We start from the raw sequence: 25977 nt of genomic DNA, 5'->3' as shown, positions 1-25977 counted from the left end.
GTCCCGTCACACCGCGACGGGCGCGCCCGCCAGCAGCCGCCGGATGTCGCGCACCGCCGCACGGCCCGCGCGGTTGGCGCCGATCGTGCTCGCCGAAGGCCCGTACCCCACGAGGTGGACACGCGGGTCGGCGGCGGCCCGGGTGCCCTCCAGCCGGATGCCGCCGCCCGGCTCGCGCAGCCGCAGCGGCGCCAAGTGATCGACCGCCGGGCGGAAGCCCGTCGCCCAGAGGATCACGTCGGCGTCGACACGGCGGCCGTCGTCCCACTCGACGCCGGTCGGCGTGATCCGGTCGAACATCGGCAGCCGGTCGAGGACGCCGTCGGCCCGCGCCCGCCGGATCGCGTCGTTCACCGGCAGCCCCGTCACCGACACCACGCTCCGCGGCGGCAGGCCCTTGCGCACGCGCTCCTCGACCATGGCGACGGCCGCACGCCCCCAGTTCTCGTCGAACGGCCCCTCGCGGAACACCGGCTCACTCCGGGTGACCCAGGTCGTCGCGGCCGCGTACGGGGCGATCTCCATGAGGTGCTGCGTGCCGGACGCGCCACCGCCCACGACGATCACCCGTTGTCCCTCGAACGCCTCGGGTCCGGGGTAGATCGCCGTGTGCAGCTGTCGCCCGCGGAAGGTGCCCTGGCCCGGGTAGCGCGGCCAGAACGGCCGGTCCCAGGTGCCCGTCGCGCTGATCAGCGCCCGCGTCGACCAGGTGCCCGCCGATGTCTCGACGAGCAGCCTGCCGCCGTCGACCTCGCGGACCCGGCGCACGTCGACGGGGCGCCGAACCCCCAGGTCGAAGCGGCGCTCGTACTCTTCGAAGTACTCACCGATGACCTCCGACGACGGGCGCGCGGGGTCCGCGCCCGCCAGCTCCATGCCGGGGAGCGCGTGCATGCCGTGCACCTTCCCGTACGTCAAGGAAGGCCACCGGAACTGCCAGGCGCCCCCGGGCCGGGGAGCGTGGTCGAGGACCACGAAGTCCCGGCCCGGCGCGAAGCCGACCCGCCGCAGGTGGTAGGCGCTGGACAGACCCGCCTGCCCGGCGCCGATGACGACGACGTCCACCTCATGAGCGGCGTCCTGCGCAGCTTCCCGTACTGCCGCCGGCGCTGCCGCTTCCCGTACCGCCGCTGGGGCGGTCGCGTCTCGTACCCCGATGTCGTTCACATTTCTACTAACTTCGTCGGGGTCCGGGATCTTCCCACCGGTTCGGATTTCTCAGCGCCCTCCGGCCACCAGGAGCGGGGCGCCGCCGGGCGCGGAGGCGGGGCGGCCGTTCGCCGCGGGCACGCCCCCGAGCGGTGAGGCCGGGATCCGGGGCAGCAGCCCGCGCGCGGCGAGGTCGGGGATGACGCCCTCCCCGAACCAGTACGCCTCCTCCAGGTGCGGATAGCCGGACAGCACGAAGTGCTCGACGCCGAGCGCGTGGTACTCCTCGATCCGGTCGGCGACGTCGGCGTGACTGCCGACCAGGGCCGTGCCCGCGCCGCCCCGCACCAGGCCGACACCGGCCCACAGGTTCGGCGCGATCTCCAGCTTGTCCCGGGAGCCGCCGTGCAGCGCGAGCATGCGCTGCTGGCCCACCGACTCACTGCGGCCGAGGGCCTCCTGAGCGGCGGCGACGGTGTCCGGATCCAGATCGTCGAGCAGTCGGTTCGCGGTCGCCCAGGCCTCCGTGGCCGAGTCACGGGAGATGGTGTGCAGCCGGATGCCGAAGCGGACCGTGCGGCCCTCCTGCTCGGCGAGCCCGCGAATCCAGTCGATCTTCTGCTTGACCTGCTCGGGCGGCTCGCCCCACGTCAGGTACACATCCGTGTGGCGCGCGGCAACCGGCCCGGCGGCCGCCGACGACCCGCCGAAGAAGATCTCCGGCAGCGGGTCCGGCGGCAGCGCGGTCAGGCCGCCCTCGACCTGGAAGTGCTCGCCGTCGAAGTCGTACGGCTTGCCGCTCCACACCCCTCGTACGACCGAGAGGAACTCATCGGTCCGGGCGTAGCGGCGGTCGTGGTCCAAGTGGTCGCCGAACCGCCGCTGCTCGGTCGAATCGCCGCCCGTCACCACGTTGAGCAGCAGCCGGCCACGAGTGATGCGTTGATACGTCGCCGCCATCTGCGCCGCGAGCACGGGGGAGAGGACGCCCGGGCGGAAGGCGACGAGGAACTTGAGGCGCTCGGTGTGCTGGGCGAGCGCGACCGTCGTCAGCCAGGCGTCCTCGCACCACGTGCCGGTCGGGGTGAGCACCGCCTCGAAGCCCAACTGCTCGGCGGCCTTGGCGATCTGGGCCAGGTACTCGATGTCGGGCGCGCGGACGCCGCTCACCGGGGTGACGCGGGAGCGCGTGATGCCGCCGTCGGTGTAGGCGTGCCGGTCGACGAGGGTGCGGCCGTCGCCGCCCGTCGGCAGGAACCAGTGCAGGTGGACGGTCATGGTCAGGACTCCTTGCGGTACGTGCGCGGCTTGCTGGTGGAGGGCGGCAGATCGCCGTTGAAGCGGGTGTCGACGTAGTCGCCGAAGTCGATGCGGCGCGGGATCAGCTTCAGCTCGGCGAAGGTGTCCGCGATCTTCTGCTCGGACCTGACCACGTTCTTGTCGACGGCCACCGTGACGCGGGTGCCGTTGGTGCGCTTGACCGCGTCGAGCGCGACCTCGTAGGGCAGGCCGGTGTCCTTCGCCCAGACCTTCGCCCAGGCCTCCGGGTGTTTGTGGACCCAGTCCTGCGCCCTGCGGAGCCGCTTCAGGTAGTCGGAGATCGCCGCGCTCTTCTTCTTGTCCCTGAGCGCGCCGGGCGCCGCGGCCTGGAAGGCGAGGCCGTTCACCACCCCGTCGCCGTCGGTCAGGACGCGACCCTTCTTGCCGCGCAGGACCTGCGAGGTGTACGGATCCCAGACAGCCCAGGCGTCCACCTTCCCGCTGGTGAACGCGGCGAGCGCGTCGGCGGGCTGCAGATACTTGACGTCGACGTCCTTGAAGTCGAGCCCGGCCTTCCGCAACGACGCGATCAGCTGGTAATGCGCCGACGAACCCTGCGCCACGGCAACCGACTTGCCCTTCAGCTCCCGGGTCTTCTTCAACGGCGAGCCGTTGGGCACGAGGATCGTGTCCCCGGCCGCCGTGCCGTGGCTCGCGGCCACCACGGAGATCTTCGAGCCCGCGCCCGCCGCGAAGACCGGTGGGGTGTTGCCGATGCCGCCGATGTCGACGGCCTTGGCGTTGATGGCCTCCAGCAGGGGTGGGCCGGACGTGAAGGTGGACCAGCGGATCTTGTAGTCGAGGTCGTCGAGCTCCCCGGCCGCGCGCAGCACGGCTTCCGAGCCGCCTTTCTGGTCACCGACGTTCAAGGTCAACGACCCCTTGCCGTCGGTGCCGCCACCCGCGCCGCCGATCGATGTGCCGGCGGACGAGGTGCCGGAGCAGGCGGCGAGCAGCAGGGCCAGGGGGAGCAGGAGGACGGCGGGGGCTGGGCGTGGTCGTCGCATGACGGTTCCGTTCACTTCGATATGTGGGGACGAGGGTGTGGGCTCGGAGGTCTGTTCAGGCGGCGGGGGCTTCGGCGGGCGCCTCGACGCCGAGCCGCTGGAGCAGCTCCGCGCGGAGCTCGCCGAAGCGGGGGTCGGAGATGCCGCGCGGTCGCTCCAGGCCGATCTCCTTCTCGTACGCGATGACACCGCCGTCCATGACGAGCACCCGGTCGGCGAGGAGCACCGCCTCCTCCACGTCGTGGGTGACGAGCAGCACCGCGCAGCCGCGCCGCTGCCACAGCTCGTCGACGAGCCGCTGCGCCTTGAGGCGGGTGAGCGCGTCGAGCGCGCCGAACGGCTCGTCGAGCAGCAGCAGATCGGGCTCGCGCACCAGGGCCCGCGCCAGCGAGGCGCGCTGGGCCTCCCCACCGGAGAGCGTCTTGGGCCAGGCCGTGGTGCGGTGCTTCAGACCCACCTCGGCCAGCGCCCGCTCAGCGACACCCCGGTCGGGTCGGCCCGGCAGTCCGAGCAGCACGTTGCGCCACACCCGCTTCCACGGCATCAGCCGCGGCGCCTGGAACGCGACGGCCTTGCGGCGCGGCACGAGCACGGTGCCCTCGATGTCGCGGTCGAGCCCGGCGAGGATGCGCAGCAGCGTCGACTTCCCGCAGCCGCTCCGGCCCAGCAGCGCCACGAACTCGCCCTGCCGCACGTCGAGGTGCAGGTCGTCGATGACGGCACGCCCGTCGAAGGTGCGGGTGAGTCCGTCGACGCGCACGGCGGACGGGGCCGCGGTGGTGGTCACCGGCCGGTGAACGTCGGTCGCCATTGCAGCAGCAGCCTTTCGAGGGTTCGGACGACGAAGTCGGCGGTCAGGCCGAGGAAGGCGTAGACGACCAGGCACACGACGATCACGTCGGTGCGCAGGAAGTCGCGGGCCTGGACCATGAGGAAGCCGATCCCGGCGTCGGCGTTGACCTGCTCGGCGAAGACGAGGGCGAGCCAGGAGACGCCCAGCGAGTAGCGCAGTCCCGTCATGGCCCCGGGCAGCGCCCCCGGCAGGATGACGTGCCGCACGAGTCCCCACCGCGACAGGCCGAGCGACTCCCCGGCCTCGATCAACTGGGCGTCGACGCCCCGGATGCCGGCGTACACGTTCAGATAGAGCGGGAACGAGACACCGAGCGTGATGATGGCGATCTTCGGCGCCTCGCCGATGCCGAACCAGATGATGAACAGCGGGATGAGCCCGACGAACGGCACGGTGCGGAGCATCTGCACGCTGGCGTCCACGAGGTCCTCGCCGATGCGGAAGAGCCCGGAGATGAGGGCGAGGGCCGTGCCGACGACGGTGCCGAAGAGCAGCCCGAGCGCGACGCGCTGCAGCGAGACACCCATGGCGTTGGGCAGCGACCCGTCCCCGATGAGGTCACCGGCGACCCGGGCGACGGTACCGGGCGAGGCGAGCACGTCGCCGGTCAGCACGCCGGTGGCGCTGAGGACCTGCCAGAGCGCGAGCAGCGCGAGCGGGCCGGAGGTGCGGCGCACCCAGCGGGGGACGCGGGTGCGGTGGCTGGAGGCGGGGACGAGGGCTACGAGCTCAGGTCCTGAGGTGGGAGGGAAAACCGATTTAGGGGATATATCGGGTGCTGATGGGGCGTGCGGAGGGGCATGACTGACGCGCACGAGCGCTCCAGGGGAGGAGAGGGACAGGGGCTGGGGGAGAAGGAGGGGTTACGGGCGGCCGGTGCGCAGGGGGCTCGGCCCGGGGCCCGGCGTGCCGATCAGACCGCGCATGCGGACATGCGCGGACGACACGAGGCATCTACCGCCCGGAAGAACCGGCGGAAGGAAACGCGAAAGCGGGTGAAAGGGCGTCAGCAGCCGCGGCGACACGCGGAGGAGGCCACCCGCAGCAGGTCGATGTGACCGCGCGTGGTGAGCAGGGCTGAACGCAACATGCCGCAGAACGTAGCCAGATCGTGCACGCACGGTCAATGGCGTCTCGAAAGGCGGACTCCCGGTATCAGTGAATGGGAGACGGCGTGGGGGAAGATGGGCGTATGTCCGATGCATTCACCACCCGAGTCCTGCAGGTCACCACCGGTTCGAGCGAGGTGGTCGTCGACCTCACCACCGACTGCGAGGCCTTCCTGCGCGAGGCGGCAGGCGGCCGCGACGGCCTCCTCAACATCTTCGTCCCGCACGCCACGGCGGGCATCGCCGTCCTGGAGACGGGCGCGGGCAGCGACGACGACCTGCTCGCCGCGCTGCACACCCTGCTGCCCGCCGACGACCGCTGGCAGCACCGCCACGGCAGCCCGGGCCACGGCCGCGACCACGTCCTGCCCGCCCTGGTCCCCCCGCACGCGACCCTGCCGGTCGTCAACGGCAGCCTGGAGCTGGGCACCTGGCAGTCGGTGTGCCTGGTCGACACGAACGTCGACAATCCGGAGCGGAAGGTGCGGCTGTCGTTCCTCGGTTGACGGCGCCTCCGTGTCGGTCCCCAAAGTGCTTCACGGACGTAGGTCTTCAAGAGGAAGATGGTGTCCCACTAGGAGCAAACGGGCCGGACAGCAGGGTGGTTGACGGTGGGGCGGCGGTATCTTGTTGCGTTCGGAAGCAGTCGGTACCGCCACCTCCCCGAGGACGCGCAGCTCCAGTCCGTGTCCGGCGACGTGCGCGCCGTCGCCGAGCTGTTCAAGTCCTTCGGATACCAGGCGGTGCTTCCCGGTCTGGGGGAGTACGAGGGGGCCGAACAGATCCGGCAGAAACTGCGGCACTGGTCCGCGGACGCCGGCTTGACGGACGAGGACATAGTGGTCGTCTACTTCGCCGGGCACGGCGTGGTGGAGGACCGCGACCGGCACTACCTGCTCTGCTGGGACTCGCAGGAAGAGGACCTGGCGACGACCGCGCTGGCCACCGAGGATCTGCTGCGGATCCTGTGCCGCGGAGAGCTGCGCCATCTGCTGCTCGTCCTGGACACCTGCGCGGGCGGCGCCGGCAGTGCTGAGGCGTCGGCCGTCGCCCTCCAGTCCATCGCCTACCGCAACACGGGCATGCGCGCGTCGGCCGGCCTGTGGTTCCTCGCCTCCGCGCGGCGGAAGGACATAGCGGAGGACGGCGCTTTCGTGGCGGCGCTCGCCGAGGCGGTGCACACGACGACCGAACGTACCGGTCAGCGTCAGCAGTTCCTCGATCTCACCGAGCTGGTCAAGGCGGTCAACGAGCGCTTCGAGAGGGAGGGCCGGGGCCAGCGCGCCGAATTGGCCAGCGGACTGGTCACCGGGCTCGCTCCCTTTCTCCCCAACAGGGGCTACCAGAAAGGGCTCCCGCCGCTCGGCACCGACCTGGAGGTGCAACGCCGCGCCGCACAGAGGGACTTGACCGAGCACTTCGGGCCACGTTCCCGCGGAGTCGAGTTCGAGTCGGAGCAGGGCCTGTACTTCAGCGGCAGGGACCGTGTGCTCTCGGAACTGGTGACATGGCTGACGACAGCGGGCGGGGACGGTCGGGGCCGCGTGGTCACCGGCAGCCCCGGATGTGGCAAGTCGGCGGTGCTCGGGCGGCTCGTCGCGCTGTCCGACGCGCGCTATCGAACACGGTTCGATCTGCCGAGCCTCACGTCGGGAACAGTGGTGCCGGAAGGCTGCGTCACGGTGGCGGTGCATGCCCGGCACAAGCGGCTCGAAGAGGTCGTCGAGCGGGTCGCCACGGCGCTGGGGACTGCGGCGGACGGCGCTGCGGCTCTGCTCCAGGAACTGACCCGGCGCGGCCGGCTCGGCCACACCTCGGTCATCGTGGTGGACGCCGTGGACGAAGCGGGATCGGATACCGCCGCAGACGCCGGCGGTCACGGAGAGCCCCGCCGCATCACCCGTGAACTGCTCAGGCCCATGTCCGAGATCGCCGGGGTGCGGTTGCTCGTGGGCACCCGGCAGGAACTGGTCGCGCCCCTCGGCCCGACCTTCACCGTGATGGATCTGGACCGCGCCGAGTACCGGGCCAGTGAGGACGACGTCGCCGAATACGTGACCAGAGTGCTCCTCGCCACCGAAGAGGAGAACGTGGGAACGCCCTATCGGGGGCTGCCCGAGCTGGCCGCAACGGTTGCCCGCGGTGTCGCCAGGAAGGCCGCCGGCGTGTACCTCTACGCGAGGACCACCGCCCGCACACTGCGCTCGGACCGGGTCGCGGTGAACGTGGACAGCCCCGGCTGGGCCGATGCGCTGCCCAGCGAGGTCGGGGAAGCCTTCGACGACTACCTGGCACGGTTCGGCCCCGATGAGCCGCGGGTGCGGCGGATGCTGCTCGCCCTGGCCTTCTCCGAGGGCAAGGGGCTGCCCCGGGGACGGGTCTGGACGGCCCTCAGCTCGGTGATCTCGGGACGGCCCTGCACGGAGGAGGACGTCGCGTGGGTCCTCGACGTGGCCGAGGCGTATGTCGCCGAGGTCATCGACGACGATCAGCGGTCCGTCTACCGGCTCTACCACAAAGCCCTCGCCGAGCATCTGCGCGCGACCGCGGACCGGCCTCCCGAGGACATCCAGCGCTCGGTCGTCCAGGCCCTGCGCTCCTTGGTCCCCACATCGCCGGACGGGCGCCTGGAGTGGTTCGCGGCCATACCGTACGTCCGCCAGCACCTGTCCACCCACGCCGCCGCAGCCGGGCAGCTCGGTGACCTCATCGAGGATCCGGGGTTCCTCCTGGCCGGTGAACCGCTCTCCTTGTTGCGGGCCTTCGCGTCCATCGAGGGCGACCGTTCCCGCCGCATTCGAGGTGCGTACGAGCAGGTGGCACACCGGCTGACGGCCGACCGGCCCATCGGTGAGCGCGCGGCCGACCTCCAGCTCTCCGCTCGCCGGTGCGAGGCCGACCGCGTGGCCGACCGGATCGAGGAACTCGGTGTCGACCTGCCCTGGTCCGCCCGGTGGGCGTGGTGGTCGACGAGCGGTGTGCACAGGCTGCTGAGCGGCCACACGAAGTCCGTGCGCTGCGTGGCTGTCGGAGGCCTCGACGGTCGCCCGATCGCGGTGACCGGCGGCCAGGACGGCACCGCCCGTGTCTGGGACCTGACCTCGCAGCGGCAGATCGGTGACCCGCTGCGCGTGGGCATCGCGGTGAGCGCCATCGCCATGGGGGACCTCGGGGATTACACGGTGGCGCTCACAGGCGGCCAGGACGGCACCGTCCGTGTCTGGGACCTGTCGGCGGGCCAGGAGTACGGCGCGCCGCTCACCGGGCACACCAACCAGGTCCAGAGCATCGTGGTGGGTGCCATCGACGGCCACCCGGTGGTGCTCACAGCCAGCGCCGACGGCACGGCCCGAGTGTGGGACTTCGTGACCCGGAGGCAGTTGGGTGCTGCCCTGAGTGCCCATCGACGCACCGTGTGGGACGCCGACCTGGGCGAGTTGAAAGGACGTCCCGTCGCGATCACGGGTGGCGACGACAAAGCGGTGCACGTCTGGGACCTGAGCGAGGTGCTCCACGGCGGTGACGCCCGGCTGGACGGCAGCCCGCTCATCGGCCCCTCGCAGGCGGTCACCGCCGTGTGCCTGGCTCGGCTGGACGACCGGACGGTGGCCCTGGTCGGCGACCGCTCGGGCATGCTCAGCCGCTGGGACGTGGAATCCCGCCGCCAGATCGGTGAACCGGTGATCGCGCACGTCTACTACGTCCGCAGCGGAGTCGCCTCCGCTGTGGTCGGCGAGTTCGACGGCCGCCCCGTCGCGCTGACCAGTGGCCGTCGCGAAGCACGGTTGTGGGATCTGCGAACCCTGCAACAACTGGGACACCCGCTCCGCGGCCACGTGGAGGACATCACCGCGGCGGCGTTCACCGGCCGTGCGGACACCTCTCTCGCGGTCACCGTCGGTCAGGATCGCACGGCCCGCATCTGGGACCTGACAGCCGACCAACCGGTCGAGGGGCACGCCAGGCCGGTCTGCTCGAGTGCCTTCGCCACGGTGCACGGCCGTGCCCTCGTCCTGACCGGTGGGGAGGACGGCACGGCGCGGCTGTGGGACCCGCGCACACGAGCACAAGTGTGTGGCCCCATGGAAGGGCACTCAGGGCCGGTGCTCGCGGTGGCGCTCGGCCAGGTGCGGGGGAGAACCGTGGTGGCCACGGCAGGGTCCGACACCACGGTCCGGCTGTGGGACCCGTTCGCGGGGAAGACCCTGGCAGCGCCTCTCGGCGGGCACACCAACGCGGTGCGGTGTCTGGCCTTCGGGGAGTTGGGCGGCACACCGGTCGTGGTGAGCGGCGGCGAGGACGGCACGGTCCGCATCTGGTCCCTCCTGGGCGGGACCGCCGTCGGCCATCCTCTCGAGGGCCACATCGGGGGGATCCGTCACCTCGCGGTGCGGATGGTCGGCAGCGGCATGGAGATCGTCCTCGCCACCCAACTCGATCATGCGTACGTCTGGCAGGTGGCAGGTACCTCCGAACCCGGCCGGGCCGGCCTGAAGGCTCATTTCGACGTCGAGGACCTCAGCCCGGCGGCCCGTACGGTGGGAGTCGCCTTCCACGACAGCCGTCCTGTCGTGCTGACCGTGCTGGAAGGCAACAACCTGTACGTGCACGACGTGCAGAACCATGCGGCGCTGGCCGGGCCGATGACCGGCCACACGGAGTACGTGATGGTCGGTGCCCTCGCGCGCGTCGGACGGCGCTCCCTTGTCGCTTCGATGGCCTTCGACGACACGACGCGCGTATGGGACATGGAGTCCGCGGAGCCCTTGGGACCCCCCATGGAGAGCTACACACGCATGGGGGCGACCGCCGAACGCGAGGCGCCGGCCCTCGGGCAGATCGACGGCACTCCCGTCGCGGTCGTGGTCACCGCTCGTGAGGTGCGTGTCTGGGACCTCACCACGATGTGGCCCATCGGGGAGCCGTTGAGCGGGGCCGAGCCGAGTCTGGTGTCCGCCGACATCCTCAGCACCCAGGACGGCAGGGACGTCGTGGTCACCGGCAGCACGGACGGCGTGGTGCGCACGCACGATCTGAACGACGGCCGTCAGATCGCGGCACATCTGCCGTCGGCCGCGATGTCGGTGAACGGAGTGACGGCCGCCTCGTTGGGGCGTGACAGCATCGTCGTACGCAGTACCTTCAGAGAAGCCGAAGTGTGGAGCCTGGAGCCACGGCGCCGGTTGGGTAAGCGCTCCGGGGTGACGTGGAGAGCGTGCACGCACCTGGCGGGCGACCGCGCGATGGTGATCTCGGTGGCCGACGACTACGTGCTCCACGCCTGGGACTTGTATACGCACTCGCCCGTGTGCCCTCCGATGACCGGACACACCGCGGAGGTCATGACCGTGCGTGCCGCGAGCGTGGGCGGACGGGACCTGGTGGCGAGCGCCTCGCTGGACGGAACCGTGCGCGTCTGGGACCTGGACACGGGAGTCCCTGTCGGAGAACCTCTCGGCGATCACGCGATGGGTGCGTTCGGCCTGGAACTGGCTCGCATCGACCGGGACGTGATCGTCACGGGCGCCGGAAACGGCGTACTGCGGCTCTGGAACCTGGACGACCGAAGCGCCGCGGACGTGGACTTGGAGCCCTTCCCGTCCGCGATCCACGCGATCCGCGTCGCGGAGGTGGCGGGAACCCCCACCATGGTGGCCGCGGACCGGCACGGCTTGATGCGGGTCTGGACGCCGGGCTCACCCGGCTGGAACACCGAACTCAACATCGGCAGTGCCATCCGGGGTGTCTCGCTCGACAGCGCCGGCCGCGTGTGTGTCGCCACCTTCATGGGAGTGGTCACGCTCCGGATCCATTCCGAGAAGTCTGCCGGGCAGGGGGACGCGTCATGAGCCGGGTCGTTCTCGTGCACGGAATCGGCCAGCAGTACAAAGGCGAGGAAACGCTGCTCGCCGACTGGTATCCGGCGCTGGCTGACGGCATGGCCCTGGCTTCGGACGTCCGACTTCCGCGCGAAGACGTGTCGATGGCCTTCTACGGAGATCTTTTCCGTCCCGCGGGGCACCGAGGACTCGGTATCCCGGAATTAGACGCTTCGGACGTCTCGGACGATATGGAACGCGATCTGCTGATCCAGTGGTGGACATACGCCGCCGAGATCGACCCACGCGTTCCCGGTCCGGACGCCCCGGCCCGGCTGCGGACCCCATACCTCGTGCAGCGGGCGCTGGACGCGCTCAGCCACTCCGCGTTCTTCGCCGGGCTCAGCGAGCGGTTCCTCATCTGGAGCGCGCGGCAGGTGCGCGTGTACTTCACCGACGCCGAGGTCCGGTCGGCGGTCCAGCGTCGCATGGAGCGCGGCGTGACAGCACGGACCGAGGTGATAGTCGCCCATTCGCTCGGCTCGGTGGTCGCCTACGAAGCCCTGTGCGCCCACCCGGAGTGGCAGGAACTGTCGTTCGTCACCCTGGGATCTCCGCTGGGCATACGCAATCTGACCTTCGACAGGCTCACGCCGAGGCCCGTGGACGGCCGCGGCCACTGGCCGGAGCCGGTGAAGAGATGGATCAATGTGGCCGACCGGGGCGACGTGGTGCCCGTCGTGAAGAGACTCGCCGACAGGTTCGGAGACGGGATCGAGGACGTCTCGATCCACAACGGTGCCAGGGCTCATGACGTCACCAGGTATCTCACGGCCCGCGAGACGGGGCGCCGGATCGCCGAGACCCTCACGCCGGATCCATGACCGGGCGGTCCGGTGGCCGGCACTCCCGGCACAGCCCTCGATAGGTCACCTCGACCGTCGCGACGGTGAAGCCGTAGCGCTCCGAGGGCGGCAGGTCGGCCAGTGGGTCGCCGAGGGGGTGGACGTCCCGGATGGTGCCGCAGGCCGAGCACACCAGGTGCTGGTGGGGGCGGTGGGCGTTCGGGTCGTAGCGCTTGGCGCGGCCGTCCGTGGCGACCTCGATCACCTCGCCGAGCGAGACGAGTTCGCCGAGGGTGTTGTACACGGTGGCGCGGGAGATCTCCGGCAGGCGGCCGGTCGCTCTGGCCAGTACCTCGTCGGCGGTCAGGTGGACATGGTCGCCGTCGAGCACCTCGGCGATCACTCGACGCTGGGCGGTCATCCGCCAGCCGCGCCCCCGAAGCCGTTGGAGCAGGTCACTCATGACCACCAGCCCTCACTGTGCATAGTCCGTGCCTGGTTCGTGCCTGTCCGTTCCCGTGCCTGTCCGTTCCCGTGCCGGTCCGCGCCCGTGCGCGCTCGGTCCGATTAATGAGTCCCCGTGCGCCTGTCCGTCGTATTGACTTGGATTTCGTCCATCGTAGGATCGGATCCGGCTGACAGCCAAGGGACAGGGCAACAGCAGGTGACGGCAAGGGACTTCACTGGATCGCCTTCCGGCCCGTGCGGGCGCCTGCTCCACCACCCTCCGCTCTTGAGCACCGCGATCCGCCCTCTCCGGAAGGATTCCCATGACTGAGAACCACGACGCGATCGTCACCGACCCCAAACCGGAGGAGACGGGCGGCTGCCCGGTCGCGCACCGCGCGCCGCACCCGACGCAGGGCGGCGGGAACCGGCAGTGGTGGCCGGAGCGCCTCAATCTGAAGATCCTCGCCAAGAACCCCGCCGTGGCCAACCCGCTCGGCGAGGAGTTCGACTACGCGGAGGCGTTCAAGTCCCTCGACCTGCCCGCAGTGAAGCGGGACATCGCCGAGGTCCTCACGACCTCGCAGGACTGGTGGCCCGCCGACTTCGGCAACTACGGCCCGTTGATGATCCGCATGGCGTGGCACAGCGCGGGCACCTACCGGATCAGTGACGGCCGCGGCGGCGCAGGCGCCGGCCAGCAGCGTTTCGCCCCGCTCAACAGCTGGCCGGACAACGCCAGCCTCGACAAGGCCCGCCGTCTGCTGTGGCCGGTCAAGAAGAAGTACGGCCAAGCCCTTTCGTGGGCCGACCTCCTGATCCTCACCGGCAACGTCGCCCTGGAGAGCATGGGCTTCGAGACCTTCGGGTTCGGCGGCGGCCGCGCCGACGTGTGGGAGCCCGACGAGGACGTCTACTGGGGCCCCGAGACCACCTGGCTCGGCGACGAGCGCTATACCGGCGACCGCGAGCTGGAGAACCCGCTCGGCGCGGTCCAGATGGGCCTCATCTACGTCAACCCCGAGGGCCCCAACGGCAATCCGGACCCGATCGCGGCGGCCCGCGACATCCGCGAGACGTTCCGCCGCATGGCGATGAACGACGAGGAGACGGTCGCCCTGATCGCGGGCGGTCACACCTTCGGCAAGACTCACGGCGCGGGACCGGCCGACGCGGTCGGCGACGACCCCGAGGCCGCCCCGATGGAGCAGATGGGCCTGGGCTGGAAGAGCACGCACGGCACCGGCGTGGGCGCCGACGCCATCACCAGCGGTCTGGAGGGCATCTGGACCGACACCCCCACGACGTGGGACAACAGCTTCTTCGAGATCCTCTTCGGCTACGAGTGGGAGCTCTTCAAGAGCCCCGCGGGCGCCCACCAGTGGCGGCCGAAGGGCGGCGCCGGCGCGGGCACCGTCCCCGACCCCTTCGACGCCTCGAAGACCCACGCCCCGACGATGCTGACGACCGACCTGTCGCTCCGCTTCGACCCGGTCTACGAGCCGATCTCGCGCCGCTTCAAGGACGACCCCGCCGCGTTCGCGGACGCCTTCGCGCGGGCCTGGTACAAGCTGACCCACCGCGACATGGGCCCCATCGTCCGCTACCTCGGCCCCGAGGTCCCGAGCGAGACGCTGCTGTGGCAGGACCCGCTGCCCGAGGCGACGTACGAGACCGTCGACGCGCAGGACGTCGCCGCGCTGAAGGCCCAGGTCCTCGACTCGGACCTGTCGGTGTCCCAGCTCGTGTCGACCGCGTGGGCGGCGGCCTCCTCGTTCCGGGGCAGCGACAAGCGCGGCGGCGCCAACGGCGCGCGCATCCGCCTGGAGCCGCAGCGCGGCTGGGAGGTCAACAACCCGGACGAGCTCGCGTCGGTCCTCCGCACCCTGGAGGGCATCCAGGAGTCCTTCAACTCGGGCCGCACCGACGGCAAGCAGGTCTCGCTGGCCGACCTGATCGTGCTGGCCGGCGGCGCGGCCGTCGAGCAGGCCGCCAAGGACGCCGGCTTCGACGTCGAGGTGCCCTTCACGCCGGGCCGCGTCGACGCGACGCAGGAGCAGACCGACGTGGAGTCGTTCGCCGCGATCGAGCCGCCCGCCGACGGGTTCCGCAACTACGTCGGCAAGGGCAACCGCCTGCCGGCCGAGTTCCTCCTCGTCGACAAGGCGAACCTGCTCACGCTCAGCGCCCCGGAGATGACGGTCCTCGTGGGCGGCCTGCGCGTCCTGGGCGCGAACCACCAGGGGTCCCGGCACGGCGTCCTCACCACGCGGCCCGGAACCCTGACCAACGACTTCTTCGTCAACCTGCTCGACCTGGGTACGCAGTGGAAGTCGACGTCGGAGGCCCAGGACACGTTCGAGGGCCGCGACGCATCGGGCGCGGTCAAGTGGACCGGCACCCGTGCCGACCTGGTCTTCGGGTCCAACTCCGAACTGCGCGCGCTCGCCGAGGTGTACGCGAGCGACGACGCGCAGGAGAAGTTCGTGAACGACTTCGTCGCGGCGTGGGTGAAGGTCATGAACCTCGACCGGTTCGACATCGCGTGACACGTGCCGGTCGCCCGGGTGACACCGGGCGACCGGTCGCCGGGCCGAGTGCCGCGCGCCGATATTCGGTGCCGTCCCGGACGCCCGGCGTGCAGACTCGTCGCATGGCGGACATGTGGGCGTTCAGGGACGCGGTCAGCAGCTGGGCGGCGGGTGCTCCCGGCGGACCCGCGAGGGAGCTGGCGGTGCGGCTGGGGCTGCGGACCGCGGTGCTTCTGGAGGGACCCAGCGACCTGGCGGCCGTCGAAACGCTCGCCGCGCGCCGGGGCCGGGACCTCGCCGCCGAGGGCGTGTGCGTCCTACCCATGGGCGGGGCCATGAGCGTCGGCCGTTATGCCGGGCTCCTCGGGCCGACCGCTCTGGGCCTGCGCCTGACGGGGCTGTGCGACGTGGGAGAGCGGCGCTTCTACGACCGTGGTCTCGAGCGGGCCGGGGCGTCCCGGCAGGACGTCCACGTCTGCGCCGCCGACCTGGAGGACGAGCTCATCCGCGCGCTCGGCACGGCGCGGGTCGAGGAGATCGTCGAGAACGAGGGCGACCTGCGCGCCTGGCAGACTCTGCAGCGGCAGCCCGCCCACCAGGGCACGCCGCGCCACCAGCAGCTGCGGCGCTTCCTCGGCACCAAGAAGGGGCGCAAGATCCGATACGGCAGCCTGCTCACGGAGGCTCTCGCGCCCGGCGAAGTGCCCGCTCCGCTCGACGGTCTGCTCGCGAGCGTGTGAAGCGGGCCCTGCCCGGGGCCCGACCCCAAGCGCCTATGATGGAAGTCATAAGGCGGCCTTATGAGGTCATAAAGCAGACCCGCCTACTTACTTAGGCTTGCCTTAGTTTAGGCTTTCCCTCGAGTCACTCCATCACCGCTCGAAGGGAACCTGAACATGCCTCGCCCTCTGCGGGTAGCCATTGTCGGAGCCGGCCCCGCCGGAATCTATGCCGCCGACGCGCTGCTCAAGTCCGCAGTGGCGGTCGAGCCGGGTGTGTCGATCGACCTCTTCGAGCGGATGCCGGCCCCCTTCGGCCTGATCCGCTACGGCGTCGCCCCCGACCACCCGCGCATCAAGGGCATCATCACGGCCCTGCACCAGGTGCTCGACAAGCCCCAGATCCGCCTCTTCGGCAACGTCGACTACCCGCGCGACATCAGCCTGGACGACCTGCGCACCTTCTACGACGCGGTGATCTTCTCCACGGGTGCGACGGCCGACCGCGCGCTCGACATACCCGGCATCGACCTCGAAGGGTCGCACGGCGCCGCCGACTTCGTCTCCTGGTACGACGGGCACCCCGACGTGCCGCGGACGTGGCCGCTGGACGCCGAGAAGGTCGCCGTCCTCGGCGTCGGCAACGTCGCGCTCGACGTGGCCCGCATCCTCGCCAAGACCGCCGACGAGCTGCTGCCCACCGAGATCCCGGCGAACGTCTACGAAGGCCTGAAGGCCAACAAGGCGCTGGAGGTCCACGTCTTCGGGCGCCGCGGCCCCGCCCAGGCGAAGTTCAGCCCGATGGAGCTGCGGGAGCTGGACCACTCGCCCAACATCGAGGTCATCGTCGACCCCGAGGACATCGACTACGACGACGGGTCGATCGCGACCCGGCGCGGCAACAAGCAGGCCGACATGGTCGCCAAGACCCTGGAGAACTGGGCCATCCGCGACGTCGGCGACCGCCCGCACAAGCTGTTCCTGCACTTCTTCGAGTCGCCGGTCGAGATCCTCGGCGAGGACGGCAAGGTCGTCGGCCTGCGCACCGAGCGCACCGCCCTCGACGGCACCGGCAACGTCAAGGGCACCGGCGAGTTCAAGGACTGGGACCTCGGCGCCGTCTACCGTGCCGTCGGCTACCTCTCCGACGAACTGCCCAAGCTGCCCTGGGACATCGCCTCCGGCACCGTCCCGGACCAGGCGGGACGCGTCATCGAGGAGAGCGGCGAGCACCTTCAGTCGACGTACGTCACCGGATGGATCAGGCGCGGCCCCGTGGGCCTCATCGGCCACACCAAGGGCGACGCCAACGAAACGGTCGCCAGCCTCCTCGACGACCGCGAGAACGGCCGGCTGCACACCCCGGCCTCGCCCGACCCCGAGGCCGTCGACGCCTTCCTCGGCGAGCGGAACATCCGCTTCACGACGTGGGACGGCTGGTACCGCCTCGACGCCGCCGAGAAGGCGCTGGGCGAGCCGCACGGCCGCGAGCGCGTGAAGATCGTCGAGCGTGAGGACATGCTCAAGGCGAGCGGCGCGTAAGTCGCCTGACAGGATTCCCGATCCAGGTCGTCAGCCGAGGTGCCCCGTGGCGCCGAGGCTGACGACCTGTCGGTTGTGGAAGAAGTCGTCCTCGCGCAGCTCGGTGATGCTGCCCGAGGGCGCCCGGAAACTGACCGAGCCCAGTGACTCGTACGGCATCTTGATCCAGGCCGTCACGACGAACGTCAGGGCGAAACCGTGTGTCACGACGATCTGGTGAGTGCGCGTGCGCCCCAGGATGTCGTCCATGGCGGCGTGGACGCGCCGCGCGCACTCCCCTCTGCTCTCGGCGCCCCGCACGCCCTCGTGATGGCCCATCCGGTCACCGTCTGCCGGTGGCGGGACGAAGCGCCGGTCCAGCCACTCCTGCGGGCGGCCCTCCGCCTCCCCGTAGGACTTCTCCCGCAGTCTGCGGTCGAGGACCGGCACCACGCCGAACACTCCGGCGATCTCCTCCGCCGTCTCCCGGGCCCGCCACAGGTCCGACGAGACCACCTCGACCTCCGTGCCCTCCGGGATCCGCGCCCGCAGGGTCCGCGCGATGGCGGCCGCCGCCCGCCGGCCCGCCGCCGTGAGGCGCGAGTCGTGCCAGCCGCCGACCACCTTCTCGACGTGGTGAGTCGCCTCCGGGTGGGCGACGACGTACATGCTCCGCATCAGTTCCTGCCTTTCCGCCGAGAGGCTCCCCAGGAGATGATGCCGTGTCGCGGAGCTGGCCTGATCCGCCGCGTGCGCAGGCGAGTCGGTGGCGCTCCGTCGTAGCATGACCTGTCGATCGGTGAGCCGGTTCCGGAGCGGGGCGGGGCGGGCCGGACCAAGGGTGGAGATCGTGGAGCGGGGGCGGCGCGGGGCAAGGACCCATGGAGCTGGGCGTGAACAGGGACATGCACTACCGCTTGCTGGGGCCGGTCGAAGCGTGGCGCGCGGGCCGTCGCCTCGCCCTCGGCGGCCCCAAGCCCCGCGCGCTGCTCGCGGCACTGCTCCTGGAGCCGGGGCGCGTGGTCTCCGCCGAGGCGCTGATCGACGTGATCTGGGGTGACCGGCCGCCGGACACCGCGCGGTCGCTGATCCAGTCGTACGTCTCCGCGCTGCGCCGCGCGCTGTCCCCCGACGTGATCGAGACACAGCCGCCGGGCTATCTCATCCACGCGGACGCCGACGTCGTCGACCGCGTCGCGTTCGAACAGCTCGCGGCGCGGGGCAGGCAGGCGGCGGCCGCGGGCGACCACGCCCAGGCGGCGCGGCTGCTCAGCGACGCCCTCGCACTGTGGCGCGGCCCCGCCCTCGGCGGGATCGGCGAGACGCTGCGCGCCATGGCCGACCAGCTGGAGGAGGCCCGGCAGGCCGCCCTGGAGGAGCGGATCGCCGCCGACCTCGCGCAGACGGGCCGCGAGACGGAGCTGGTCGGCGAGCTCACCGCGCTCGTCGCCACCCACCCCACCCGCGAACGGCTGCGCGCCCAGCTGATGCTCGCCCTCTACCGGCTGGGCCGGCAGGCCGACGCCCTCGCGGTGTACGCCGACGGGCGCGACGTACTCGCCGAGGAGCTGGGCCTCGACCCCGGACCCGGACTCCGCTCGATGCACGAGGCGATCCTGCGGGCGGACGCCTCACTGCTGCCCGCCCCGAGGCAGGCGACAGCGGTGACGAACGTCGCCGGGCCCGGGGCGAAGGGCGCCCCTGCCTCCGAAGGCACCACCCCCGACGACGCCCCCGAAGCCACCTCCGCCCCCGACACCGGCCCGCCGGCGACCCGCCCGCCCCCCGCCCTGCTGCCGCCCGCCATCGGTGACTTCACCGGACGCGAGACCCAGCTCGACGAGGTGCGGGCCGCGCTGACAAGCCCCGGGCCGCGGCAGGCCGTGCCCGTCGTCGTCATCTCCGGGCCCGGCGGCATCGGCAAGTCCGTCCTCGGCGTCACGGCCGCACACCGGGCCGCCGACGCCTACCCCGACGGACAGCTCTACGCCGAACTGCGGGGCGCCACCGACCCCGTGGCCCCCGGCGAAGTCCTCGGCCGCCTGCTGCGCGCCCTGGGCGCCGACCCTCCGGAGGGCGACGCCGAACGCAGGGACCTCTTCCGGAGCCTCGTCGCGGGCCGCCGCGTCCTGCTCGTCCTCGACGACGCGGGCAGCGAGTCCCAGGTGCGCCCGCTGCTCCCGGGCAGCGCCACCTGCGGCGTGCTGATCACCGCGCGCGCCCGCCTCGGCGCGCTGCCCTGCACCCACCGCACCGACCTCGACGTGCTCGACACGGCACCCGGAACCGACCTGCTGGCCAAGGTCGCGGGCGAACGGCGGGTGCGCGAGGACCCCGCGGTCGCCCGCCGCATCGTGGAGCTGTGCGGCGGACTCCCGCTGGCCCTCCGCATCGCCGGGGCCCGCCTCGCGACCCGCAGCCACTGGTCGGCGCGCACGCTCGCCGACCGGCTCGCCGACGAGCACCACCGCCTCGACGAGCTCGCGGTCGGCGACCTGGAGGTCCGGGCGGGCCTCAGCCTGAGCTACCGCGCCCTGGACGTCCCGGCCAGGACCGCCCTGCGCCGCCTCGGCCTCCTCGCCGCCCCCGACGTCGCGTCCTGGGTGGTCGCCGCGCTGCTCGACGTGCCGGAGGCCGACGCGGAACGCGTCGTGGAGCAGCTCATCGACGCCCAGCTGCTGCACTGCACCCTCGTGGACCGCGCGGGCCAGCCCCGCTACCGGCCGCACGACCTCGTCCGGGTCTACGCGGCCGAACGCGCCGAGGCCGAGGACACCCCCGCCGAACGCTCCGCCGCCGTCGGCCGGGCCCTCGGCGCCGGGCTCTGGCTGACCGGCCGCGTCGCGTCCGCCACACCCTCCGGGGCCGTCGAACTGCACCGCGGCTTCCTGGACTCGAGCGGGCCCGCGGGCTCGGCGTCCGGCGCCCTGCGGGACCTCGTGCGGCCCGTCGGCCCTGCGGCCACCCGGCGTGCCCTCGCCGACCCGGCGGCCTGGTTCGAGGCCGAGGCCGACGCGTTCGCCGCCGCCGTGGAACGCGCCGCCGCCCTCGACCTGCACACCCTGGCCTGCGAGGCCGCGGCCGCCCTGTGCTCGTCCGCGTACGCCGTCGGCAACCGCTTCGAGGCCTGGTGGCGCAGCCACGACGCCGCCCTGGCCGCCGCCCGGCGCGCGGAGGACCGCTCGGGAGAGGCGCTGCTCCTCATCGGCCTGGGCCAACTCCGCTACGAACAGGACAGATTCGCCGAGTCGCAGGAGTACTTCCGGCAGGCGGCCGGGCTCTGCGCCGACCTCGGGGACGTCCGCGGCCGGGCCGCCGCCCTCGCCGGGCTCGGCAGCGCCCTGCGCGAGGCGGGACGGCTGCGCGCCGCGCTGGACGTCCTCGGCCGGGCCGTCGACGGCTTCCGCGAACTCCGTGACGACCCCGGACTCGGCCTCTCCTGCCGCTTCGCGGGCACCGTGCACCTCGAACTGGGCGAGCACGAGGCGGCGTTCGCGCTCCTCGACGATTCCCTGCGGGCCTACCGGAGGCTCGGCAGCCGCCGCGGCGAGGCGCTCACACTGCGGTCGCTGAGCCTCGTGCACCGCGCACTCGGCGAGTACGCGGAGGCCGAGCGGCTCGCCGACCGGGCGGTGACGCTCCTCGCCTCCATCGGGGACTCGCTGATGTCGGCGTACGCCGTGCAGGCCAGGGCCAAGTGCCGGATGCGGCTGGGCCGTTCGGACGAGGCGGCCGCCGAGCTGCGCGGCGTCCTCGACACCTGCCGGACCCACCACGACCGCTTCGGCGAGGCGCTCGCCCTGCGCACCATCGGCGAGTGCGAACTCGCCGCGGGGCGCGTCGCCACCGCCGAACAGTTCCTCACCGAGGCGGCCGGCCTGTGGGAGTCCCTCGGCCTGCCGCTGGCCCGCGCCCGCACGCTGCGCGATCTCGCGGCGGCGCGGGAGGCCGCGGGCGCGCGGGCGGAGGCGCTCGCGCTCCGCGCGGAGGCACAGGAGGTCTTCACGGCCTACGAGGCGCGCGAGCGGTACGAGAACTGACCGGGCACCCGAACCGACCGGACCACAAGCCCACTTGGCGCGGAATTACAGAGAACTTGCAGCGGTGTGCGTCAGGCTCTACGTGTCGGCGGCGCAGTGAGGCCGACAGCAACGGGGGAACAACGGGGGACTATCGGGGGAAAGGCCACTGTTGCGCTCGCGGCCCATACGACCGAGGCAGTCGGCCGTATGGGCCCGCGGCGCGTGGAGCCACTGCAACGGCGCGTGGAGCCACGGCAAGACCGGGGGACTCCGGGGGCGGGCGTTCAGCCCGTCCCCGGAGCTGTGCCCGCCGCGAAGACTTCCGTAACAGAGGGAGCCGAGCATGCCGCCGATCATCCTCATGAGCGACCCCCGTGTCGTCGACATGCCCGTCCACGACTGCGGCGAAGCCCTCGTCGACCTGCGCCACCTGCCCTTCGTGGACGTCGACGACCGCCTCGCCGACCCCGCCGGCGCCTACGCCCAGTTGCGCGAGGGCGTCACGTGGCGGCTAGCCCGCGCCGCCCGGCTGCTGCCCGAAGGCCTGCGCCTGCTGATCACCGAGGGCTACCGGCCGATCGACCTGCAGATCAAGTACTTCGAGGAGTACGCCGCCGAGCTCAGACTGGCCCACCCCGACTGGTCGGACGACCACCTCCACCACCAGGCGAGCCGGTCCCTGTCACCGCCCGAAGTGGCCCCGCACGTCGCGGGCGCCGCCGTCGACATCACCCTGTGCACCACGAGCGGCACCGAACTCGACCTGGGCACACCGGTGAACGCGAGCCCCGAGGAGAGCGACGGCGCCTGCTACACGGACACCGACCGCATCTCAGCCGCGGCCCGCCGCAACCGCCGCACGCTCGTCGCGGCCCTGGCCACGGCGGGCCTCGTGAACTACCCCACCGAGTGGTGGCACTGGTCCTACGGCGACCGCTACTGGGCCTTCACCACCAGCGCCCCCAGGGCCCACTACGGAGCGGTCGCCTTCCGCGCCGGTTGAGAGACGAGACGCAGGCTTCAGCCGAGCGGTACGTCCAGGCGGGCGCGGCGGTGGCTGAACGTGGCGATGGAGTGCGGGCCGTGGTAGCTGCCCATGCCGCTCTCGCCGACGCCGCCGAACGGCAGCTCGGACACGCGCAGATGAGCCATCGGCAGTCCGAAGCCGAGCCCGCCGGACGAGGTCTCGGCGGCGAGGCGGCGCCGGGTCGTCTCGTTCTCCGTGAAGCCGTACAGGGCGAGCGGCTTGTCGCGGTCGTTGATGAAGGCGATGGCCTCGTCCAGGTCCTCGACCTCGACGATGGGCAGCACGGGGCCGAAGATCTCCTCCCGCATGACGGGGTCGTTCCCCGTCACTCCGGTCAGGACGGTCGGCGCGATGTACACGTCGTCCCGGTCGGTCCGCCCGCCGAAGGCCGTCGTACCGGAACCGAGCAGGGCGGACACGCGGTCGAAGTGCCGCTCGTTCACCATCCGCCCGTACGCCGGGGAGGACTGCGGGTCGGCTCCGAAGAGACGCTCCACGGCCTCGGCGAGCGCGACTTCCAGGGCGCGGGCGGTGGCCGGGTCGGTCAGGACGTAGTCCGGGGCCACGCAGGTCTGCCCGGCGTTGCGGAACTTGGCGTCGGCGAGGCGCGCGGCCACCGCGGTGACGTCCGCGTCGCGGTCGACGAAGACCGGGGACTTGCCGCCCAGTTCGAGGGTGACGGGGGTGAGGTGCTCGGCGGCGGCGCGCATCACGATGCGGCCGACCGTGCCGTTGCCGGTGTAGAAGATGTGGTCGAAGCGCTGGGCGAGCAGCGCCGTGGTCTCCGGCACGCCGCCCTCGACGACGGCGACCGCCTCGGGGTCCAGGTAGCGGGGGACGAGGTCGGCCATCAGTGCCGAGGTGGCCGGGGCGAGTTCGCTCGGCTTGAGGAGCACGGTGTTGCCCGCGGCGAGGGCGCCCGCGACCGGCACGAGGGACAGCTGCACCGGGTAGTTCCAGGGCGCGATGACCAGCACGGTGCCCAGCGGCTCGTACTGCGTACCCGCCGTGGACCCTTCGGGCAGCCCGGCGAGGGAAGCCTGGTCGAGAGGGTGCGGGGCGAGCCACTCGGCCAGGTTCGCCAGCGTGTGGTCGATCTCGTGGACGGGCAGGTCGACCTCGGCGCCGTACGCCTCGGGGCGGGGCTTGCGCAGATCGCTGTGCAGCGCGTCGGCGATGGCCTCGCGGTTCTCGGTGAACAGCGCGCGCAGCCGGGTCAGCTGCTCCTGGCGCCAGGCGAGCGGCCGGGTGCGACCGGTGGCGAAGGTGGCACGCAGGCGGGCGACGAGGGCCGCGGTCTGGTCGGTGAGGGTGGCATCGGTGGTCATGGGGGAGTCCTCAGGGGGTGTGGTGCAGATGGTGCGGTAGGGGAGGCCGTTATTCCCGGGCGTCGGCCGGGCCGCCGAGCAGGCCGGTCGCGAGGGCGTCCGTGGCCGGCGGCAGCAGCCCCCGGGGGTCGGGCGCCGACTCCAGGCCGACGACCAGGGCGACACAGATGTCGGCGGCCCGCTCGGGGCCGACTCCGGCGACGGTGCCCGCCTCGGCGAAAAGGCCGGTCAGCAGGGAGCGCAGCTCACCGGTGAACGACGTGCAGATGTCGCCGAAGAGGCGGGTCTTCTCGTCGATCAGCTCGGCGGTGTGCGGGGAGTCGCCGGTGAGCTGGAGCACCAGGTCGAGCTTGGCGGCCAGCACGCCGTGCAGCCGGTCCGGGTACGGCGCGTCGGCGGCGGCGGCCTCCCTGGCCCGCCGGAGCGCCTGCTCGTGGAGGCGTCCGGCGAGCCTGCGGAAGGCGTCGTCCTTGCCGCGGACGTACTGGTAGACAGCGGACCGGGACACGCCCATGGCGGTGGCGATGTCGTCCATCGTGGTGCGTCGCACGCCGTACCGCGTGAGGCAGTCGTAGGCGGCGTCGAGGACCTCGTCGAGCCGGTCGGTGCCCATGGGTTCAGGCCAGCTTCTTGAGCAGCTCGTCGGCGAGCGGGGCGGACGACGCCGGGTTCTGGCCGGTGACGAGATTGCGGTCGACGACCACGTGCGGGGCCCACGGCTCGCTCTCCTGGAAGTCCGCGCCGCCCTGGACCAGGCGGTCCTGGAGCAGCCACGCGGCCCGGTCGGCGAGTCCGGCCTGGGTCTCCTCGGCGTTGGTGAAGCCGGTGAGGCGGCGGCCCGCGAAGGCGGGGGTGCCGTCGGCGGAGACGGCGGCCAGGAGCGCGGCCGGGGCGTGGCAGACGATGCCGAGCGGCTTGTCGCTCTCCAGGGCGCGGGTGAGCAGCCGGCCGGAGTCGGCGTCGACGGCGAGGTCCTCCATGGGGCCGTGACCGCCCGGGTAGAAGACGGCGGCGTAGTCGTCGATGTTCACCTCGGCCAGCGTGACCGGGTGCAGGAGCTCGGTGAACGCGGCGAGGGAGGCGGCGACCCGGTCGGCACCTTCCTGGCCGCCGTTGGCCTCCGGGGCGAGGGAGCCCCGGTCGACGGTGGGCACGACACCGCCCGGGGTGGCGACGACGACCTCGTGCCCCGCGGCCTTGAACGCCTCGTACGGGGCGACGGCCTCCTCGGCCCAGAAGCCGGTCGGGTGGCGGGTGCCGTCGGCCAGGGTCCAGTGGTCGACGCCGGTGACTACGAACAGGATCTTCGACATGCGGTGCTCTCCGATGACGGGGGTGACATTCCGGTCGGGCTGACGTTCTGCATCCAGAACGTCAGCGCGGCGATGTTTCCGACGGTAAATCTTTCCGGCATAGGTATCCAATGAGGAAACCGATGGCAGGTATCGGAAAACCGATGCCACGGGGGCGGCGGCGTTCAGCGGCCCGGCGCGCCCGCCCGCAGTCCGTCCATGACGAGATCCATGAGGCGGCCGGCCCGCGACTCCCAGTCGCTGTGCGGGTCGATGTGCCAGAGGCCGGCGATGGCGAGCAGGAAGTCGTCGGGGGTGACGCCCGGCCGGATGGTGCCCGCTTCCTCGTTCGCCCGAAGGAGGTGCTCGATGGCCTCGGTCAGCGGTCCGGGGCCCACCCCCGCCAGGCTGCCGAGCGTGCTCGTGGCCTTGCGGATCGCGTCGGCGAGGCCCGCCTTCGCCATCGCGTACCGGACGAGGCGGTCCATCCACTCCCGCAGGGCCCGGTCCGGGGCGCGGGTCTCCAGCAACTGGCAGGCGGCGTCCGACACTTGCTGGACCTCGTAGCGGTACACCTCGAGGACGAGCGACTCGCGGTTGGGGAAGTTGCGGTAGAACGTGCCCTGTCCGACGCCCGCCTTCTTCGCGATCGCACTGAGCGGCGCGTCGCTCGCCCGCGTCAGCTCCGCCAGGGCCACTTCGAGGATGCGCTCGCGGTTGCGCTGCGCGTCCGAGCGCAAGGGCGCGTCCTTGTGCCGGCCCATTTCGCTCTCCTTCGACCCATCACGCGGCGCAGCGCGGCCTGGTTGTGCCTTGCTGAGCGGACAGCTGTCCGCTAAGTTCGACGGTTAACGGACGGCTGTCCGCTTAGGGTCACCATAGCGGCAGTCACGGCCACTGGGGACCCCCGCTGTCGGAGCGGCAGGGTCTTCCTCCCTGTACAGCGCCATCCTTTCCCGTACCTCCCGCCGGGACCGCCTCGTTCGAC

20 protein-coding genes are annotated in these 25977 nt (G+C 71.9%); 8 read left to right on the top strand and 12 right to left on the bottom strand.

The window, feature by feature from the left end; all coding sequences use genetic code 11:
• Positions 1-6 precede the first annotated feature (6 nt).
• The 6 genes from ACH4D5_RS25940 to ACH4D5_RS25915 form a co-directional block, all read right to left on the bottom strand.
• Positions 7-1065 carry an NAD(P)-binding domain-containing protein gene (locus ACH4D5_RS25940; RefSeq protein ID WP_398307098.1) on the bottom strand — a complete coding sequence of 353 codons (1059 nt, stop codon included), beginning with the start codon at positions 1063-1065 and terminating at the stop codon, positions 7-9.
• A gap of 153 nt (positions 1066-1218) precedes the next feature.
• Positions 1219-2427, bottom strand: a complete 1209-nt coding sequence (locus ACH4D5_RS25935; protein ID WP_398306887.1) for an LLM class flavin-dependent oxidoreductase — start codon at positions 2425-2427, stop codon at positions 1219-1221.
• Positions 2428-2429: 2 nt separating this feature from the next.
• Positions 2430-3476, bottom strand: a complete 1047-nt coding sequence (locus ACH4D5_RS25930; RefSeq protein WP_398306885.1) for an ABC transporter substrate-binding protein — start codon at positions 3474-3476, stop codon at positions 2430-2432.
• A gap of 55 nt (positions 3477-3531) precedes the next feature.
• Entirely contained in the window at positions 3532-4287 is a 756-nt protein-coding gene (locus ACH4D5_RS25925; protein ID WP_398306883.1) for an ABC transporter ATP-binding protein, read from the bottom strand.
• Positions 4260-5144: an ABC transporter permease gene (locus tag ACH4D5_RS25920; protein WP_398306881.1), complete on the bottom strand. Its 885-nt coding sequence runs from the start codon at positions 5142-5144 to the stop codon at positions 4260-4262. Before ACH4D5_RS25920 ends, ACH4D5_RS25925 begins: the two co-directional genes overlap by 28 nt.
• A gap of 191 nt (positions 5145-5335) precedes the next feature.
• Complete coding sequence (locus tag ACH4D5_RS25915) at positions 5336-5419, bottom strand: putative leader peptide (protein WP_355809829.1); 84 nt, start codon at positions 5417-5419, stop codon at positions 5336-5338.
• A 102-nt stretch (positions 5420-5521) separates the two neighbouring features.
• Here ACH4D5_RS25915 and ACH4D5_RS25910 point away from each other — a divergent pair, with 102 nt between their 5' ends.
• The 3 genes from ACH4D5_RS25910 to ACH4D5_RS25900 all read left to right on the top strand — a co-directional run bounded on the left by ACH4D5_RS25910 (position 5522) and on the right by ACH4D5_RS25900 (position 12141).
• On the top strand, positions 5522-5944 hold the full coding sequence (locus tag ACH4D5_RS25910; RefSeq protein WP_398306879.1) for a secondary thiamine-phosphate synthase enzyme YjbQ: 423 nt from the start codon (positions 5522-5524) through the stop codon (positions 5942-5944).
• A gap of 105 nt (positions 5945-6049) precedes the next feature.
• Positions 6050-11287, top strand: a complete 5238-nt coding sequence (locus ACH4D5_RS25905; RefSeq protein ID WP_398306877.1) for a caspase family protein — start codon at positions 6050-6052, stop codon at positions 11285-11287.
• Positions 11284-12141 (top strand): hypothetical protein, encoded by an 858-nt coding sequence (locus ACH4D5_RS25900; protein ID WP_398306875.1) that lies wholly within the window; start codon positions 11284-11286, stop codon positions 12139-12141. Before ACH4D5_RS25905 ends, ACH4D5_RS25900 begins: the two co-directional genes overlap by 4 nt.
• Here ACH4D5_RS25900 and ACH4D5_RS25895 read toward each other — a convergent pair.
• On the bottom strand, positions 12125-12565 hold the full coding sequence (locus tag ACH4D5_RS25895) for a Fur family transcriptional regulator (RefSeq protein WP_398306873.1): 441 nt from the start codon (positions 12563-12565) through the stop codon (positions 12125-12127). The two genes, ACH4D5_RS25900 and ACH4D5_RS25895, sit on opposite strands and share 17 nt — an antisense overlap.
• Before the next feature lie 307 nt (positions 12566-12872).
• On the opposite strand from ACH4D5_RS25895, the gene katG reads away from it, so the two are divergent.
• From katG to ACH4D5_RS25880, 3 genes are all read left to right on the top strand, one after another.
• Positions 12873-15098, top strand: coding sequence for a catalase/peroxidase HPI (gene katG, locus ACH4D5_RS25890; RefSeq protein ID WP_398306871.1), 2226 nt, complete (start codon positions 12873-12875; stop codon positions 15096-15098).
• Between the two features lie 104 nt (positions 15099-15202).
• A complete protein-coding gene (locus tag ACH4D5_RS25885) occupies positions 15203-15820 on the top strand; it encodes a TOPRIM nucleotidyl transferase/hydrolase domain-containing protein (RefSeq protein ID WP_398306869.1) in 618 nt (205 codons plus the stop codon).
• Positions 15821-15976: 156 nt separating this feature from the next.
• Positions 15977-17341, top strand: coding sequence for an FAD-dependent oxidoreductase (locus ACH4D5_RS25880; RefSeq protein WP_398306867.1), 1365 nt, complete (start codon positions 15977-15979; stop codon positions 17339-17341).
• A 30-nt stretch (positions 17342-17371) separates the two neighbouring features.
• On the opposite strand, the gene ACH4D5_RS25875 is transcribed toward ACH4D5_RS25880, so the two are convergent.
• Positions 17372-17998, bottom strand: a complete 627-nt coding sequence (locus tag ACH4D5_RS25875; protein WP_398306865.1) for a histidine phosphatase family protein — start codon at positions 17996-17998, stop codon at positions 17372-17374.
• Between the two features lie 215 nt (positions 17999-18213).
• Between ACH4D5_RS25875 and ACH4D5_RS25870 the strand changes: the two genes are divergently transcribed.
• A complete protein-coding gene (locus tag ACH4D5_RS25870; RefSeq protein WP_398306863.1) occupies positions 18214-21360 on the top strand; it encodes an AfsR/SARP family transcriptional regulator in 3147 nt (1048 codons plus the stop codon).
• 325 nt (positions 21361-21685) lie between these two features.
• Complete coding sequence (locus ACH4D5_RS25865) at positions 21686-22345, top strand: M15 family metallopeptidase (protein WP_398306861.1); 660 nt, start codon at positions 21686-21688, stop codon at positions 22343-22345.
• Positions 22346-22362: 17 nt separating this feature from the next.
• Here the strand turns inward: ACH4D5_RS25865 and ACH4D5_RS25860 are convergent, their stop codons facing one another.
• From ACH4D5_RS25860 to ACH4D5_RS25845, 4 genes are all read right to left on the bottom strand, one after another.
• Positions 22363-23697, bottom strand: coding sequence for an aldehyde dehydrogenase family protein (locus tag ACH4D5_RS25860; protein ID WP_398306859.1), 1335 nt, complete (start codon positions 23695-23697; stop codon positions 22363-22365).
• Positions 23698-23746: 49 nt separating this feature from the next.
• Positions 23747-24310: a TetR/AcrR family transcriptional regulator gene (locus tag ACH4D5_RS25855; protein ID WP_398306857.1), complete on the bottom strand. Its 564-nt coding sequence runs from the start codon at positions 24308-24310 to the stop codon at positions 23747-23749.
• A gap of 4 nt (positions 24311-24314) precedes the next feature.
• Positions 24315-25010: a type 1 glutamine amidotransferase domain-containing protein gene (locus tag ACH4D5_RS25850; protein ID WP_398306855.1), complete on the bottom strand. Its 696-nt coding sequence runs from the start codon at positions 25008-25010 to the stop codon at positions 24315-24317.
• Positions 25011-25174: 164 nt separating this feature from the next.
• Entirely contained in the window at positions 25175-25753 is a 579-nt protein-coding gene (locus tag ACH4D5_RS25845; protein ID WP_398306853.1) for a TetR/AcrR family transcriptional regulator, read from the bottom strand.
• Between the last annotated feature and the right edge of the window lie 224 nt (positions 25754-25977).

It is taken from the genome of Streptomyces sp. NPDC018029, from assembly GCF_044327655.1.
In the GTDB taxonomy this organism is placed as follows: domain Bacteria; phylum Actinomycetota; class Actinomycetes; order Streptomycetales; family Streptomycetaceae; genus Streptomyces.
The sequence above is the reverse complement of the archived record's forward strand: the minus strand, read 5'-3'. Positions and strand labels throughout refer to the sequence as shown.